This window comes from Brucella sp. JSBI001, assembly GCF_026014005.1.
Taxonomy (GTDB): domain Bacteria; phylum Pseudomonadota; class Alphaproteobacteria; order Rhizobiales; family Rhizobiaceae; genus Brucella; species Brucella anthropi.
Window position 1 is genome coordinate 265,208 of record NZ_CP110339.1, and the last position, 16,723, is coordinate 281,930.

The following is a 16,723-nucleotide window of genomic DNA, read 5'->3' on the forward strand; positions in this document are numbered from 1 at the left end:
TCCACTCTCCGTTATTCAGTTTCGCAGTGGATTTTAAGATCGATCCCGAGCGAAGTCTGCAATTCAAAAGGGTTGCGGCGGCGGCAAGGCGTGTGGTGTTCGCCGGGCCGCCGCACGCAGATAGGAAACAGCGACTGGGAGGAGTGTCGCTGTTTCACGCGGTGTTACTTGGTTTCGCCGTCCTTGGTGACGACGCCCGGAACGATTGGCTGCTTGGCTGGAACTTCCTCGCCCTTGATGACCTTGGCAGCGGTTTCAACTGCAACCTTGCCCATCTGGTCCGGGTACTGGGCGATAACGCCGACCATGACCGGGTCGCTTTTGACGGCATTGCGGGCTTCTTCCATGCCATCGAAGCCGATCACCTTGACCTGGTTTTCAAGCTTGGCCGACTTTACTGCCGAGGCAGCAGCCAGCGCAGCGTCGTCACCGAAACCGAAGATGCCGACAATATCCGGATTGGCCTGAAGGATGTTCTGGGCAGCCGAAAGAGCTTCCGGACGGGTGATGCCCGGCTGGATCGCCACGATCTTGATGTCGGGATATTTGGCAATGCCCTTCTTGAAGCCTTCAATACGGTCCACGACCGACTGAACCGTCGGATAATCGATCACGGCGACGTTGCCCTTCTCGCCGATGGACTTTGCCATCAGTTCGGCAGCCTTTTCACCGCCTGCGAAATTGTCCGTGCCCACAAAGGAGGTCACATCGACATTGTTGGCCGGTACGTCGACAGTAATGACCTTGATGCCAGCCTTTTCAGCCTTGTTGATGGCCGAGCGAACGCCCTTGCTGTCAACCGGCGAGATGATGATGACGTCAACGCCCTTGGTGATGAAATCTTCCACATCAGCAAGCTGCTTGCTCAGGTCCTGATTGGCGATGGAGACTTCCAGCGGTACATTTTCTGCCTGCGCTTCCTTCTTCATCGCGTCTGCGAGCGAGATGTAGAACGGATGCTGCTGGGTGAGAAGCGATGCGCCGATGCCTTCGGCAGATGCAGCACCTGCCATCATTGCCAGAGCTACACCGGAAAAGAGAATACGGCTGAGCGATTTGCGAAACATGATTTCCTCCGAATGACCGGCGCTCGCCGGGGCGTCCTTCTATGGGACATGAACAACGGTTTTCCTGCTGGTCCGTCAGTTGTCGCCAACTTCAAACCTCCCGAAGGGCAGGGCCTTCAGCTCGTGATTGAGCTCCCCTAGACATGCTAGAGCTTGTTCAGTGTGTCAATATAAAATTTTTCACGTGTAAAAATTATAACGATTGAATTTGGGCAGGTTACATAGGCGTGAACTGCAGTAAGCACGTGAAGGCGTGGACTACTGATCACTGATGTGTTGAAACTTGTTGCTTCCGGGCGGAAATAAATTTACGCATGAAAAGAAAAGTGGGTGGCGCCGAAAAAACGCTTCGATACCCGAATGGGAAAAGCAGGGCATGACCGAACAGAAGATCAGGACGATGGAAGAGTTCGCGGCGGCAAGCGGATTGTCTCGTCCTACGGTCTCGAAATATTTCGACAATCCTGAAAGCGTAAAGCCTTCCACGCGGGCTCGTATCGAAAAGGCGTTGAAAGACTATAATTATCAGCCCAACATTTTTGCAGTCAGCCTCAATCGCAAGAAGCCGAAGAACATCGGCGTTATCGTTCCGCATATATCCGATCCATTCTACGCGGAAATCATTCGCCAGATCGAGATGCGCTGTCTGGCGGAGGGCTACTGGACCATCGTGCTGTCATCTCATGGTGAGAGAAAACTCGAAGCGCGGGCGATGCGCACCTTGATGTCTCTCAAGATTGCGGGTGTTCTGATGGCTCCGCTCGGTTTCGATACGGATGAGAAGCTTCTTTCCAGTCTGTCGAACTCGACACCTGCAGTTTTCCTGGACAGCCGTATCAGCGACGATCAGCCGTTCGTCGGCACGGATAATCGTCAGAGCATAGGGAATATCACCGAGTATCTCTATCGAACGGGGGAACACCCCTGCTTCCTCGAAATGCCGGCCGTAAACCAGAATGCGCTGGAACGGCGTTCGGCCTATATCGAAACCATGGAAAGGCTTGGCGTTGAACCGATCGTCCTTCCCATAGAAGCAAAGAACTGGAATTTCGAGGAACTGGGCTATCAGGAGGCAGGCCGGATTTTTGATCGCGGCGGGTTTCCGACGCGCACGGTTCTGTGTGCCAATGATCGTCTGGCCTTCGGCGTGATCTCCGCCGCCTTCGAGCGTCGGCGCCATGTCGGACGCGAAGAGGGCTGCGATCTTCGTGTTGCCGGTCACGACGACCATCCTCTCAGTCGCTTCACCTGTCCGCCGCTGACGACGGCTGCGCAGGATTATCGGCAAATCGCGCAATTGGGTCTCGATATGCTTTTCTCGCGGATCAATGCGCAGGAAAGCGGGGTAGCCGTCGAGAAGGAAATTCGCCGTCTCGATAGCCACCTCATCATGCGCGGCTCTGCGTGATGCCACCGAAAAGCCTCCTGAAAGCCGGAATATACACAGTTTTGCCATGCGTTAGCCATAATTGATGGGCGAAAATACGCCTATTCGCGCAACCTTTCGCGTCTTCTGACAGCTCAAAGCTTCTTTTCGGCACTCTGCCTTAATTAAGGATGCCGCTTGGACTGAAACCAGTCCCTCTCGACCTTTCCGGCGAAAGAATTACTCTGCCGCTCCCTAGATTTTTTCCATGCTCGCCTATGTGGATATGTAGGCAGCAGGGAGTTGTGCGGCACACGGATTGCTGCAAGACTTGCAACCTATATCTGACCATATCTGGCCATATCTGGAATGCCTCGAAATTGGTGAGCGGTTAATCCGCCCGGCTTCCCTGCACATATGACGGGATGCCGGTTGTGCTAGAAGGGGGTAATGTCTTGCTTATCTGGTTAACTTCTATTGTTCTTTTCCTGATCGGGCTTGCGCTCGGCGCGGGAGGCATCTGGCTCGCCGCACTCGGCGGTAGCTGGTATTACATACTCGCGGCGATCGGCTTTCTGCTGACCGCCGTTTTGCTTTCCCGGCGCAGCGCCACAGCATTATGGGTCTATGCGCTTGTCATTCTTGGATCGCTCGGCTGGGCCGTTTATGAAGTCGGCTTCGATTGGTGGCAGCTTGGCGCACGCGGCGGCATCATCGTGCTGCTCGGCTTCTGGATGCTGACGCCCTGGATCAGGAAACCATTGAATAACGGAGCAGGCGATAGCGGTCTGCCATTGGCTGCAGCCTCGGTGATCGCAGTCGTGGTCGCAGGCTATGCGATAACACAGGATAGCTACAATATTGCCGGAGACCTGCCGACGGAGAAGGTCGCTGCAACGCCCGATCTTGGTGGCAACGTACCCGATGGTGAATGGCATCAATATGGTCGAACGCCTTACGGTCAGCGCTATTCGCCACTGGCACAGATAACGCCGGAGAATGTCTCCAGGCTTCAGGTCGCCTGGCAGTATCAGACCGGCGATGTGAAGCAGCCGCAGGATGTGGGCGAAACGACCTATCAGGTCACGCCGCTCAAGATTGGCGATTCCCTTTATCTCTGCACGCCGCATAACTGGGCTATTGCGCTGGATGCGGCGACCGGCAAGGAAAAGTGGAAATTCGATCCCAAGGTCGGTTTCAATACAGACCGCCAGCACCAGACCTGCCGTGGTGTGAGCTACTGGAAAGATACGACCGCAACGGCTGGAGCGAAATGCGCCGAGCGTGTCTATCTGCCGACATCTGATGCGCGATTGATTGCACTGGATACGGCCACCGGAGAAATCTGCACGGATTTCGCCAATGGTGGAACTCTCGATCTCAGCCACGGCATGAAATACAATCCGGCAGGGTATTACTACTCCACTTCGCCCCCTGCGGTCGTCGGCGACAAGATCATCGTTGGCGGTGCCGTCAACGATAATTATTCGACGGAAGAACAGTCGGGCGTCATTCGCGCATTCGATATCCGCACCGGCCAACTGCTGTGGAACTGGGATTCAGGCAATCCGGATGTCACCACGCCGCTGCCGGAGGGTGAGCACTACACGACCAACTCACCCAATAGCTGGTCCGTTTCAAGCGTCGATGAGAAGCTCGGGCTGATCTTTGTTCCGCTCGGCAACAAGGTGCCCGACCAGCTTGGTATGGACCGCAGCGAGAATGTGGAGAAGTTTTCCTCGTCCATCGTCGCTCTCGATGTGAACACCGGACAGCTTCGCTGGGTGCGCCAGACAGTTCACCATGATCTATGGGATATGGACGTTCCAGCCCAGCCGGTCCTGCTGGAAATCAACGGGGTTCCGGCACTGGTCGGACCGACGAAGCAGGGCGATCTCTATGTTCTGGATCGACGCACTGGCGAGCCGATCATTCCAGTCAGGGAAATTCCTGCTCCGACAGGCGCGATACCCGAGGACCATACTGCGCCGACGCAGCCGATCTCCGATCTTACTTTCAGTCCGCCGCCCTTGCGCGAAAGTGACATGTGGGGTGTGACGATGTTCGATCAGCTCGCTTGTCGTATCAAGTTCCACGAGCTGTTCTATGAAGGCCGATATACCCCGCCTTCGCTGCGCGGAACGATTGTCTATCCAGGCAATTTCGGTGTGTTCAACTGGGGCAGCGTTGCTGTCGATCCGGTGCGGCAAGTCATGTTCGGTATGCCGACCTATCTCGCCTTCACCTCGCGCCTCGTTCCACGCGCGGACATTCCGCCGAAAGGACAGGATGAAAAGGGAAGCGAGCAGGGCCTGAACCGCAACGACGGCGCCCCTTATGGCGTCTTCATGGGACCATTCCTGGGCCCACTCGGTATTCCCTGCCAGACGCCGCCATGGGGTTATGTCGCTGGTGTTGACTTGCGAACCGGCAAGATTGCCTACAAGCATCGGAATGGAACGATCCGCGATATGTCACCGGTTCCACTTCCGCTGAAGGTCGGCGTCCCGGGCATTGGCGGACCGATGATCACCGCAGGCGGCGTTGCCTTCCTTGGTGCAGCCGTGGATGATTATCTGCGCGCCTATGACCTGACTTCGGGCAAGCAGCTCTGGGAAGCACGGCTTCCTGCTGGCGGGCAGTCGACGCCAATGAGCTATACGGTCGGCGATCAGCAATTCGTTCTGATGGTTGCCGGCGGGCATGGTTCTGTTGGCACCAAGCCCGGCGATTATGTGATCGCCTATACTCTGCCGAAAGGCTGAGCCGGTGATGTGAAAGAAAAGCGCCGGGAGTGATCCCGGCGTTTTATTTGCAGACCTTAAATTTTACCGTGCAGCAATTCACCTTTGCGTGGAGCCGGGCGTTTGCGGCTTTCCACGCTGTTTTCTGCGAGCTGGTGAATGATCGGGCAATCGGGGCGGTTGTCCCCGTGGCAGTTTTTCGCGAGGTAGCGCAGCGTATCAGCCATTTCCTGCAACTGACGCATCTTGGCTTCCAGCTCCTCGACATGGCCAAGCGCTACCTTCTTGACGTCAGCCGATGCGCGGTTGCGATCGCGCCAGAGCGTCAGCAGTTCCTTGATCTGTTCAACCTGAAAACCGAGATCGCGGCTGCGGCGGATGAAGCGCAGCGTCTCAACGTCTTTCTGCGTATAGACGCGATAGCCCGAACCGGTTCTCTCGGCAGCTTCAATGAGTCCGATCGTTTCATAATGGCGGATCATCTTCGCCGATATGCCAGATGCTGCAGCTGCCTGCCCTATATTCATCCCGTTCCTCGCTGGCTGGTTATTTGCAAGGATATAGGAATGCAGAGACGTCTTTCAAAGAGGCTTATGCGTTCAGATGGCTCGTCCGGAACGTTTCATGAGGTAATGTTCAATTGCCTGAAACCCATCAAAGATGAGTATGGCAAGTGCAGCCACGACGAGCCCTCCTTGCAAAACAAAAGCAAGATTGTTGGAAATGAGCCCGGCGATGATGACTTCTCCAAGTGTTCTGGCAGCGACAGTCGAGCCAATGGTAGCCGTTGCAAGGCCGATCACAACGGAAAGTCTGATACCCGCCAGAATAACCGGCATGGCAAGCGGAACCTCGACTTTGACAAGCCGTTGCGCGCTGGTCATCCCCATGCCGCGTGCAGCTTCGACAACCGGAGGCGGCAAAGTCGTTAGTCCTGTCAGTGTATTTTCAAAAATCGGAAGCAGACCATAGAGGAAGAGTGCAATCAGGGTCGGCTTGTCTCCGAAACCGAAGACCGGCACTGCAAGTGCCAGCACTGCAACTGGAGGAAAGGTCTGGCCGATATTCACAAGGCTGCGTGAGAGTGGCAGAAACTCTGCGCCCTGCTTTCTGGTAACAAAGATTGCCATCGAGACGGCTACAATCGTGGATGCAAGTGCGGCCAGAGCGACCAGGCCGAGATGCTGCAAAGTCAGTGTCACGAAGTTTGCACGATCATAAATGACCGGGACGCCCTCATCGACGAGCGGTCGAAACAACGGCTCGAAAAGATGGGGCCGCCACAGAAACAGCAGCAGAACGCCCAGAAGCAGCGCACGCGGAACAAGGGACAGGAACAACCTCATGCCGGACGCTCTGCCTGATGCAGGAGCCTGTCGAGCGTAACTTGTCCAAGTGGTCTTCCATCATGATCAAGAACGGGAAGAGCCTTGCGTCCTGACCACAGAAGCTCGGCAAGGGCATCGCGTTGCGACGCTGTTACAGGCATTGTTGCACCGCTTGCATCACCGGGCTGGAGCACGGTTTTAAGGTCCATGAGAGAGAGGAGGCGGAAAGGCCGTTCGCCCGTACCGACAAGACGTTCGACGAAATCGGTTGCCGGACGGGCAAGAATTTCTGCCGGTGGACCATATTGCAGCAATTTTCCGTCATCCATGACGGCGATACGATCACCCAGCGATATGGCTTCCTCCATGTCGTGCGTGACAAGGATTATGGTCGTGCCGAGCCGCTTCTGGATCGCCTTCAGATCTTCCTGTGCCTTGGCTCGGATTACCGGATCGAGTGCCCCGAATGGCTCGTCCATGAGAAGGATGTTCGGCCCGGCAGCGAGTGCGCGTGCCACACCGACGCGTTGCTGTTGCCCTCCGGAAAGTTCATGCGGATAGCGGTCGCGATAGTCCGCTGGTTCAAGCTGGAAGAGGTCAAGCAGTTCATCCACACGTGTATCGATGCGCCGTTTCTGCCATCCAAGCAGAAGGGGAACCGTCGCTATGTTTTCCGCGACGGTACGATGCGGAAAAAGTCCGTTCTGCTGGATGACGTAACCGATCTGCCGCCGCAGAACATGACCAGGTTCGTCCATGATGCTGCGGCCATCGATGCGGATTTCTCCGTCGGTCGGCTCGACCAGACGATTGACCATCCGCAGGAGGGTCGTCTTGCCGGAACCTGACGTCCCGACAATGGCAGCAATACTGTGGGGTTCGATGGTGAAGCTCACCGCGTCCACCGCTGCGCGTCCGTTATAGCGCTTGGTGATATGGTCAAACTCGATCATTGGGAGCTGCCTTTCCCGGTGATTTCTATCGCTGCATCGAGAATGACAGCAGCCGCAAAGGCGAGGAGAACGGTAGGCAAGGCACCCAGCAGAACAAGATCCATGGCCGTTTGCCCAATGCCCTGAAAGACGAATGTTCCGAAGCCGCCGCCACCAATCAATGCCGCAATGGTCGTCAGGCCGATATTCTGCACCATGACGATACGTATGCCGGTGAGAATAACGGGAAAAGCGAGCGGAAATTCCGTTTTGAAGAGGCGTTGCAGGCGCGTCATGCCCATGCCGCGGGCTGCGTCCGTTACCGGCTCCGGCACCTGTGCCAGCCCTGCGACGGTATTTGCCACGATAGGCAGCAGCGAATAGAGGAAAAGCGCAACGAATGCCGGTGCAGCGCCGATACCACGGATACCGATAGCACCCGCCCAGGGAAACTGCGTGGCGACCCAGCCGAGTGGCGCAATCAAAATACCGAACAGGGCCATCGATGGAATGGTCTGCACGATATTGAGGCTGTTCAGAACGAAAGCGCGCAACCCGGCCAAGCGATGGCAGACAAGCCCCAGCGGAATGCCCACTGCGGTCGCCGCTGCAAGCGACCCCAAAGCCAGGGCTATATGTCGTTCGGCTTCGTTCCAGAAGCTGTCCGCGCGGCTTTGATATTCCTTCATGAATGAGATGCTGTCCCAGAGGCCTGAGGAAAGCAGCGCGGCCAGAAGTAATCCTGCAATGACCAGCAGTCCGACCCGTAAAAACGGACCGGCACGCAACCGGACCAGCCCATCCGCGACATAAAGTGCGCTCGCAAAAAACAGCAGCCAGAAACCGGAAGCCGGAGAAACGCGCGCATATCTGCTTCCTTCAGGCGACAGATATGACGCGGCCAGGCCGATTGCCACCATGACGGATGTGAGGCAGAACAGAGCCGCGAACAGCCGCAACAAATTGTTGCTGCGGACAAAGCCGATCAGCAGTCCTGCCGCTACGACAGCGGCGAACAGCAGCGCCAATGAGGGTGGCAGGGCATCCAAAAGATAACGCGGCTCGCCTTGAACGATGCGGTTTGCCCGAAAGTTTGCGAATGGCAGAAGCAATCCCGATAAGCCGATTGCCGCAATGACCAGTCCGAGCTTGTCGATATATGCAAACAAGCCCCTCGTGCCATTTGCCTGGATCGTCTGGTGTGTTGCACTCATGCCCGGCAATTATCCGTTATCGCGCTCTCTACTTGAGAAATCCGTTGGCTTTAAGAAAATCCTCGGCAACCGCCTTTGCCGGTTCGCCACCCAGTTGCACGCGACCGTTGAGTTCCTGAAGGGTGGTCAGATCGAGTTTCTCGAAGACGGGTTTCAGAAGTTCCTCGATCTTCGGATTTTTCTTCAAGACTTCCTCACGGATGATCGGGGCGGGCTGGTAGACCGGCTGCACATGCTTGTCGTCTTCGAGAACGACAAGTCCGGAAGGCGCGATGCCGCCATCGGTGCCGTAGACCATGGCCGCGTTGGCGCCGCTGGTCTGGTTGGCAGCGGCAGCAATGGTTGCAGCCGTGTCCCCGCCTGAAAGTGTGATGAGCTGGTCGGGTTTCAGGGTAAAGCTATAGGCGGTCTGGAAAGCGGGCAGGGCTGCTGCCGAGTTCACGAATTCCGAGGATGCGGCCAGAATGACCTTTCCGCCGCCTGAAATGTACTTTCCGAATTCGCTCAGGTTCGTAAGCTTGTTTTCGTCGGCGACATCCTTGCGCACCGCAATGCCCCAGGTGTTGTTTGCCGGTGATGGTGCCAGCCAGACGATCTTGTTGGCATCGTAATCGAGCTGCTTTGCAGTCTCATAAGCTTTGGCTGGGTCTTTCCAGAGCGGGTCGTCAGCCTTGTTGAAGAAGAAGGCGGCATTGCCCGTATATTCGGGATAGATGTCGATTTCGCCAGCGGTGATCGCCTTGCGAACGACCGGCGTGGCGCCGAGCTGGATGCGATCAGTGGTCTGGATACCATTTGCATTGAGAATGGCCAGAATGATGTTGCCAAGGACGCCGCCCTCAGTGTCGATCTTGGAAGACACGACCACCTGTGCCTGCGCGAGGCTGGGAAACTGAACTGCGCCTGCAAAGAGGGCAAGTGCGATGGCACTTCCCTTGAATAGGTTTCTGTACGACATGCTCATCATCCCATCGCGCTGGTTTTTCCTTGTGAAGGTAAACTATAGCGCCAACGGGAAAAGGAAACCGCCGTTCGACACCCCTCCTGACAGCAGGCTGGCAGGAGGGGTAATGTCAAAAGGCTGGATCAGGCAGCAAAATCGTTTTGCGTGCCGTGTGCTTCAATAGCCTGTGCAAGACGCTGCAGCGCATGGACATAAGCTGCCGAGCGAACCGTCACATTGTGCTGCTTGGCATGGTTCCAGATGGCGCGGCCTTCACGTTCCATGATGGTTTTCAAGCGCTCGTGGATTTCTTCAAGCGTCCAGTAATAGCCCTGACGGTTCTGCACCCATTCGAAATAGGAAACTGTCACGCCACCGGCATTGGCCAGAATATCCGGCAGAACGATGACGCCATTTTTCGCAAGGATTTCGTCTGCTTCCGGTGTCACTGGACCATTTGCAAGCTCGACAATAAGCTTTGCCTTGATGGAAGCTGCGTTGTCGGCATGGATCATGTTTTCCATGGCGCTTGGCACCAGAACATCGCAGTCGGCTGCAAGCAATTCATCGGGAGTGATGGCTTCATGGCCGTTCTTGCCAGCTGTCGAGACAACCGACTTGTTCTGTGCTTTCGCTTCCAGAAGAGCATCGAGATCAAGGCCGTTGGCGCAATAAACAGCACCTGACGAATCCGATACGGCAACGATCTTGTGACCATCGCTAGCCATCAGCTTGGCGATGAACTGACCGGCATTGCCGAAGCCCTGAACCGTGACGCGAAGCTGCGCAGCAAGGCCCAGATCGTGTGACAGATGGCGCACGAGATAAAAGCCGCCGCGCGCCGTGGCATCATTGCGTCCAAGCGAACCGCCAAGCGCCAGCGGCTTGCCGGTGATGACGGCAGGCGAGGACTGTCCGACGATCTGGGAATATTCGTCTGCCATCCAGCCCATGATCATGGAATTGGTGTAGACATCCGGTGCCGGAATGTCGCGATCCGGCCCGATAATACCGGAGAAAGCCTGGATATAGGCGCGCGAAAGACGCTCCAGCTCAGCCTTTGAGAGTTGACGTGGATCGACCTGAATTGCACCCTTTCCGCCGCCATAAGGCAGGTTCATGACTGCGCATTTGAAAGTCATCCAGAAGGCCAGCGTTTCAACCTCTTCCGCGGTCGATTCCGGATGATAGCGGATGCCGCCCTTCGTCGGTCCGCGCGTGTCGTCGTAGCGGCAGCGCCATGCAAGAAAGGATTTGCGAGAACCATCATCCATGCGGATCATCAGTCGCACTTTCATGGTCTCACGTGCATATTTCAGCTTCTCGATGACGTCCGCATCGATGTTGATGTGGCCTGCAGCCTCGTCCAGACGGACAAGTGCACTTTCGAGTAGATTCTCCTTAGTCACGGAATCACCTTTCTTGCGTTTCTTTTATTTTGGACGCGATTTTACGAAAGAATGCGTAGTCTTTTGCGCAATAAAAGAAAAGGGAAAAGGACAATAATGTTGTCCTATTTTACAGGGGCGATTTTTGAAACTGCTTTGCCGTCAGGTTGCAGACGCGGGCCCACTTGTATGAGGTGGGCGAGATGTCGCGAAATGGTGGGCATGTCGTATTTGTGGCGTCTTTTGACGCAAGCCTGCTGTCGGGTTTGAAACGGAAACAATAGAAATATCATCAAAGGCTTCGCTTGTGCCGACAGGGCGCTTGCGGTCGCGAAACTGGTGGTTGTCTATGTCCCGTTTTTCTGCAGCTTCTATTATTAAAAATGCGCTTTCCGGCAACAAGAACTGGAAGCCGCAATGGCCGAATGCCGAACCCAAGGCCGAATATGACGTGATCATCGTCGGCGCTGGCGGGCATGGTCTGGGTGCGGCCTATTATCTGGCCAAGGAACATGGCATCACCAATGTCGCGGTCATCGAAAAAGGCTGGCTTGGCGGCGGCAATACCGGGCGCAACACCACAATTATCCGCTCCAACTATCTCTATGATGAGAGCGCACATCTCTACGAACATGCGATGAAGCTGTGGGAAGGCTTGAGCCAGGACCTCAACTACAATGTCATGTTCTCGCAGCGCGGCGTGATGATGCTGGCGCATACGGTGCATGATGTGCAGAGCTTCAAGCGTCACATCCATGCCAACCGCCTCAACGGCATCGACAATGAGTGGCTGACCAAGGAGCAGGCGAAGGAATATTGCCCGCCGCTCGATATTTCAGCCAATGCGCGCTATCCGGTCGTCGGTGCCACCTTACAGCGGCGCGGCGGCGTGGCCCGTCACGATGCGGTTGCATGGGGCTATGCACGCGGCGCGACGGAGCGCGGCGTTGATATCATCCAGAATTGCCCGGTCACGGCCATTCGTCGCGATGCGTCGGGTCGCGTGACCGGCGTGGATACGCCACGCGGTTTCATCAAGGCGAAGAAAGTGGCGGTTTCCGCTGCTGGCAGCACATCGATTGTCATGGATACGGCAGGCGTGCGTATGCCGCTTGAAAGCTTTCCGCTACAGGCGCTCGTGTCCGAGCCGGTCAAGCCGATCTTCCCATGTGTGGTCATGTCCAACACGGTTCATGCCTATATCAGTCAGTCCGACAAGGGCGAGCTGGTGATCGGTTCCGGCACGGACCAATATGTGTCCTACAGCCAGCGCGGCGGCCTGCCGCTGATCGAGCATACGCTTGCGGCCATCTGCGAAGTCTTCCCAATCTTCACCCGTATGCGAATGCTGCGCAAATGGGGCGGTATTGTTGACGTCACGCCGGATCGTTCGCCGATTATCGGCAAGACGCCGGTTCCGGGCCTGTTTGTCAATTGCGGCTGGGGTACCGGCGGCTTCAAGGCGACGCCAGGTTCGGCGCATGTCTTTGCCCATACGATCGCACGCGACGAACCACACTGGATCAACGCACCGTTCACGCTTGAACGCTTCACCACCGGTCGCCTGATCGATGAAGCGGCTGCTGCCGCCGTCGCGCACTAAGGGAGGTATGATATGCTTTTAATCCGTTGCCCTTATTGCGAGATGGAACGTCCTGAGCTGGAATTCGCCTATGCGGGCGAAGCGCATATTGCGCGTCCAGCCGACCCATCGACACTGACCGATGATGAATGGCGCGACTTCCTGTTCACGCGCTCCAATCCGCGCGGCACCCATTATGAACGCTGGCGGCATATCAATGGCTGCGGCCGCTTTTTCAATGCGGTGCGCGATACGGTGAGCGACAAGTTTGTCACCACCTACAAGGCCGGTGAGCCCCGTCCTGCTTTGGCAGAAACTCCGGCTGCGGAGACGAAATGATGACCGATATGCGCATTCATAACAAAGGCCGTGTCAACAAGACCAAGTCCGTGCGATTCAGCTTCAACGGCAAGACCTATTCCGGTTTTGAAGGTGACACACTGGCATCCGCGCTGCTTGCCAATGGCGAACATCTGGCCGGTCGTTCGTTCAAATATCACCGCCCGCGCGGCATTCTTTCTGCCGGTTCCGAAGAGCCGAATGCACTGATGGGCGTCTCGCGTGGACCAGGTCGGTTTGAGCCGAACACCCGCGCAACGGTGCTGGAACTCTATGATGGTCTCAAGGCCGAAACCCAGAACCATTGGCCGTCGCTGAAGCACGATGTCGGCGCGATCAATGATGCGTTCTACATGTTCTTCTCGGCAGGCTTTTACTACAAGACCTTCATGTGGCCGAAAAGCTTCTGGAACAAGGTTTATGAGCCTTTCATCCGTGGCGCTGCCGGTCTTGGCAAATCGCCGTCCGAGCCCGATCCGGACACCTATGCCAGCCGCTATGCTTTCTGCGATGTGCTGGTTGCCGGTGGTGGACCTGCCGGTCTGGCCGCCGCCCTTGAAGCCGCAAAGAGTGGCGCGAAGGTCATCCTCGTCGACGAGCAGGCCGAATTTGGCGGCTCGCTTCTGTCGGAACCGGAGCCGGTCATCAATGGCCGCGCAAGCTGGGACTGGCTGAACGAAACCATAGCGGCCCTTAAAGCCAATCCGAATGTCACGCTTTTGCCGCGCACGACGGCCATCGGCTATTACCATCAGAACATGGTTGGTCTTTGCGAACGCCTGACCGATCATCAGGCCAAGCCTGCCTCCAATGCGCCGCGTGAGCGTATGTGGCGCGTGCGCGCAAAACAGGTGGTGCTGGCGCAGGGCGCGATTGAAAAGCCGCTGGTCTTTGCAGGCAATGATCGCCCCGGCGTGATGCTGGCTTCTGCCGCACGCACCTATCTCAATCGCTATGGCGTCAAGGTCGGCAATCAGGCTGTCGTCGTCACCTCGCATGACAGCGCATGGCTTGCGGCTTTCGATCTCGCGGTCGCAGGCGTCAAGGTTCCGGCCATCATCGATGTGCGTTCAAGCGTTGCCGACAGCCTCGTCAATCGCGCAAAAATGCTTGGCATTGAAACACTGACCGGCTGGACTGTGACGGATACCGGCGGACGCCATCGCGTGTCGTCGGTCCGCGCTAATCCGGTTTCTAACGGCTCGGTCGGTGCTGCGCGCACGATTGCCTGCGATGTGCTGCTGATGTCCGGCGGCTGGAATCCGAGCGTGCATCTGTTCTCGCACACGAAAGGCTCTCTCGTCTGGGATGAGGCACGCCAGATTTATCTGCCAGGCGAACGCACCGAGGAAAGCCGCTGCGCCGGTGCAGGCAATGGCAATTTCGACCTGCAGGCTGCATTGCGTGAGGGTGCGGAAGCGGGTGCCGCTGCTGCCAATGATTCCGGACACAAAGCCAAGGTATCGGAATATGCGGTCGCCGGTGATTTTGTCTGCGATGGCGTAAGCTGTCGCGAACTGCCAACCGATCGCGATCCGGGCAAGGCCAAGGCTTTCATCGATTTCCAGAACGATGTGACTGCCAAGGATATTCGTCTGGCCGTGCGCGAGGGTTTCCATTCCATCGAGCACGTCAAGCGCTATACCACCAACGGCATGGCGACCGATCAAGGCAAGACCTCGAACATCAACGGTCTGGCCGTTGCAGCCGATGCGCTCAAGCGCCCAACGCCGCAGGTGGGTCTCACTACCTTCCGCCCGCCCTATACGCCGACGACCTTTGGCGCTTTCTGCGGTTACAATCGCGGCAAGCTGTTCGATGTCACGCGCAAGACACCAATCGATAGCTGGGCCGAACAGCATGGCGCAGCTTTTGAGCCGGTCTCACTGTGGCGTCGCGCATGGTACTTCCCGAAAACCGGCGAAGACATGCATCAGGCCGTGGCGCGCGAGTGCAAGGCGACCCGCCAGTCGCTCGGCATGTTCGACGCCTCAACGCTTGGCAAGATCGAAGTGGTCGGCCCGGATGCCGCGGAATTCATGAACCGCATGTACACCAATCCATGGACGAAGCTTGGTGTCGGGCGCTGCCGTTATGGTCTGCTGCTTGGCGAAGATGGTTTCATCCGCGATGACGGTGTTGTCGGTCGTCTGACGCAGGACCGCTTCCACGTGACGACCACGACCGGCGGCGCCGCGCGTGTTCTCAACATGATGGAAGACTATCTCCAGACCGAATGGCCTGACCTGAAAGTCTCATTGACCTCGACCACCGAACAGTGGGCAGTGGTGGCAATCAACGGCCCGAATGCGCGCAAGCTCATTGAGCCAATGGTTGAAGGTCTGGATATTTCCGATGAAGCCTTCCCGCATATGTCGGTTGCGGAATGCACATTCCTTGGCGTGCCAGCGCGTCTGTTCCGCATGAGCTTTACCGGCGAGCTGGGCTATGAAATCAACGTGCCTGCCCGTTACGGCCTGTCACTCTGGAAGGCGCTCTATGAGGCCGGTCAGCAATATGACATCACGCCTTATGGCACCGAAGCCATGCACGTTCTGCGCGCTGAAAAGGGCTATATCATTGTCGGTCAGGACACTGACGGCACGATTACGCCGGATGATGCAAGCCTTGGCTGGGCTGTCGGCAAGCAGAAGCCGGATTTCGTCGGCAAGCGTTCGCTGGCGCGTCCGGATATGCTGAAAGCGGATCGCAAGCATCTCGTGGGTCTGTTGACCAACGATCCGAAGCTGGTGCTGGAAGAAGGTGCGCAGATTGTTGCCGATCCAAAGCAGGCGCTGCCGATGACCATGCTTGGTCATGTCACCTCGTCCTATTGGAGCGAGGCGCTTGGTCGTTCCATCGCCATGGCAGTGGTCTCCGGTGGCAAGGATCGTATGGGTGAAACGCTTTATATGCCGATGCCTGATGGCACAGTGCATGAGGCTGTGGTTTCGGGAATGGTCTTCTATGACCCCGAAGGAAAGAAACTGAACGGATAACACTACAGCTGCATTCTTCGTGATGCCGGGCTGCAAAGAGCAATTTGTCTGCGTTCCGGTGCTCACGTACCTTTAAGTACGCTCCGCTCCGGTACTCGAAAATCACTCTTTTCGCCACGGCCTGACGAATTTGCAACTGTAGTGATAAGGATTGAACCATGCTTGTTGAGACAAAACCTTATTCGAACCGCAAGGTCGTCATTCCCGGTCGTCTGGAAATCCATGCAGCCGATGATGCCGCCCGTTTCATCCTGCGCATTGCCCCGGCAAAACTGGCCTTGGCCGAAAAGGCACTGGGTGCAAAAATCCCGGCAAAGATCGGCGGTTTGATCCGCACGGACGATATTGCCGTTGCCTGCATCGGACCGGATGAATGGTATATCTGGGCTGATGAAGCCAAGGGTGCTGCGATCACGCAGGCTTTCGCCACGCTTTATGAAACAGAGCCGCACAGCCTGACGGAAGTAAGCCATCGGGAAACCGGCATCGATATTTCCGGTTCGCAGGCCGAATGGCTGTTGAATGCCGCTTCCCCACTTGAGCTTTCGCAGATGAGCTTTCCGGGTGCTGCGCGCACAATCTTTGATCACGCCCAGATCATTCTGTTGAAGTGGGATGCCGATCACTACCGGATCGAAGTGTGGAACTCGTTTGCCGATCACGTCTGGACCTTGCTGGAACTGGCCAGCAACGAGGTTTAACACGCAATCCAATTCATCAAATCGAGACTGAAAACGCCGCCCAACCGGGCGGCGTTTTTGCATTCAAAGCCCAAATTCGGTCTTGCCTTCCATAAATCCATATGTGAAGACTGTATTCAC

At 56.5% G+C, this 16,723-nt stretch carries 13 protein-coding genes; 6 read left to right on the forward strand and 7 right to left on the reverse strand.

The window, feature by feature from the left end:
• Positions 1-164: 164 nt before the first annotated feature.
• A complete protein-coding gene (locus LJ361_RS01185) occupies positions 165-1,067 on the reverse strand; it encodes a substrate-binding domain-containing protein (protein ID WP_010658063.1) in 903 nt (300 codons plus the stop codon).
• Between the two features lie 376 nt (positions 1,068-1,443).
• On the opposite strand from LJ361_RS01185, the gene LJ361_RS01190 reads away from it, so the two are divergent.
• Both LJ361_RS01190 and LJ361_RS01195 read left to right on the forward strand, forming a co-directional pair.
• Positions 1,444-2,475 (forward strand): LacI family DNA-binding transcriptional regulator, encoded by a 1,032-nt coding sequence (locus LJ361_RS01190; RefSeq protein ID WP_264812384.1) that lies wholly within the window; start codon positions 1,444-1,446, stop codon positions 2,473-2,475.
• Between the two features lie 413 nt (positions 2,476-2,888).
• On the forward strand, positions 2,889-5,198 hold the full coding sequence (locus tag LJ361_RS01195; RefSeq protein ID WP_010658065.1) for a glucose/quinate/shikimate family membrane-bound PQQ-dependent dehydrogenase: 2,310 nt from the start codon (positions 2,889-2,891) through the stop codon (positions 5,196-5,198).
• A 56-nt stretch (positions 5,199-5,254) separates the two neighbouring features.
• Here LJ361_RS01195 and cueR read toward each other — a convergent pair whose 3' ends face one another.
• From cueR to LJ361_RS01225, 6 genes are all read right to left on the reverse strand, one after another.
• Entirely contained in the window at positions 5,255-5,704 is a 450-nt protein-coding gene (cueR, locus tag LJ361_RS01200; protein WP_010658066.1) for a Cu(I)-responsive transcriptional regulator, read from the reverse strand.
• 72 nt (positions 5,705-5,776) lie between these two features.
• Entirely contained in the window at positions 5,777-6,523 is a 747-nt protein-coding gene (locus LJ361_RS01205; RefSeq protein ID WP_010658067.1) for an ABC transporter permease, read from the reverse strand.
• Positions 6,520-7,458, reverse strand: coding sequence for an ABC transporter ATP-binding protein (locus LJ361_RS01210; RefSeq protein WP_010658068.1), 939 nt, complete (start codon positions 7,456-7,458; stop codon positions 6,520-6,522). The genes LJ361_RS01205 and LJ361_RS01210 overlap by 4 nt, the downstream gene beginning before the upstream one ends.
• Positions 7,455-8,660 carry an ABC transporter permease gene (locus tag LJ361_RS01215; RefSeq protein ID WP_376752912.1) on the reverse strand — a complete coding sequence of 402 codons (1,206 nt, stop codon included), beginning with the start codon at positions 8,658-8,660 and terminating at the stop codon, positions 7,455-7,457. Before LJ361_RS01215 ends, LJ361_RS01210 begins: the two co-directional genes overlap by 4 nt.
• 19 nt (positions 8,661-8,679) lie before the next feature.
• Positions 8,680-9,609, reverse strand: a complete 930-nt coding sequence (locus LJ361_RS01220; protein WP_029375863.1) for an ABC transporter substrate-binding protein — start codon at positions 9,607-9,609, stop codon at positions 8,680-8,682.
• A gap of 128 nt (positions 9,610-9,737) precedes the next feature.
• Positions 9,738-11,003 carry a Glu/Leu/Phe/Val family dehydrogenase gene (locus LJ361_RS01225; RefSeq protein WP_010658071.1) on the reverse strand — a complete coding sequence of 422 codons (1,266 nt, stop codon included), beginning with the start codon at positions 11,001-11,003 and terminating at the stop codon, positions 9,738-9,740.
• Between the two features lie 328 nt (positions 11,004-11,331).
• On the opposite strand from LJ361_RS01225, the gene LJ361_RS01230 reads away from it, so the two are divergent.
• The 4 genes from LJ361_RS01230 to LJ361_RS01245 all read left to right on the forward strand — a co-directional run bounded on the left by LJ361_RS01230 (position 11,332) and on the right by LJ361_RS01245 (position 16,603).
• Positions 11,332-12,585: a sarcosine oxidase subunit beta family protein gene (locus LJ361_RS01230; protein ID WP_010658072.1), complete on the forward strand. Its 1,254-nt coding sequence runs from the start codon at positions 11,332-11,334 to the stop codon at positions 12,583-12,585.
• A gap of 12 nt (positions 12,586-12,597) precedes the next feature.
• Positions 12,598-12,903 carry a sarcosine oxidase subunit delta gene (locus LJ361_RS01235; RefSeq protein ID WP_010658073.1) on the forward strand — a complete coding sequence of 102 codons (306 nt, stop codon included), beginning with the start codon at positions 12,598-12,600 and terminating at the stop codon, positions 12,901-12,903.
• Positions 12,903-15,902, forward strand: a complete 3,000-nt coding sequence (locus tag LJ361_RS01240; protein ID WP_010658074.1) for a sarcosine oxidase subunit alpha — start codon at positions 12,903-12,905, stop codon at positions 15,900-15,902. The genes LJ361_RS01235 and LJ361_RS01240 overlap by 1 nt, the downstream gene beginning before the upstream one ends.
• Before the next feature lie 158 nt (positions 15,903-16,060).
• Entirely contained in the window at positions 16,061-16,603 is a 543-nt protein-coding gene (locus tag LJ361_RS01245; protein ID WP_010658075.1) for a sarcosine oxidase subunit gamma, read from the forward strand.
• The last annotated feature ends 120 nt before the right edge of the window (positions 16,604-16,723 follow it).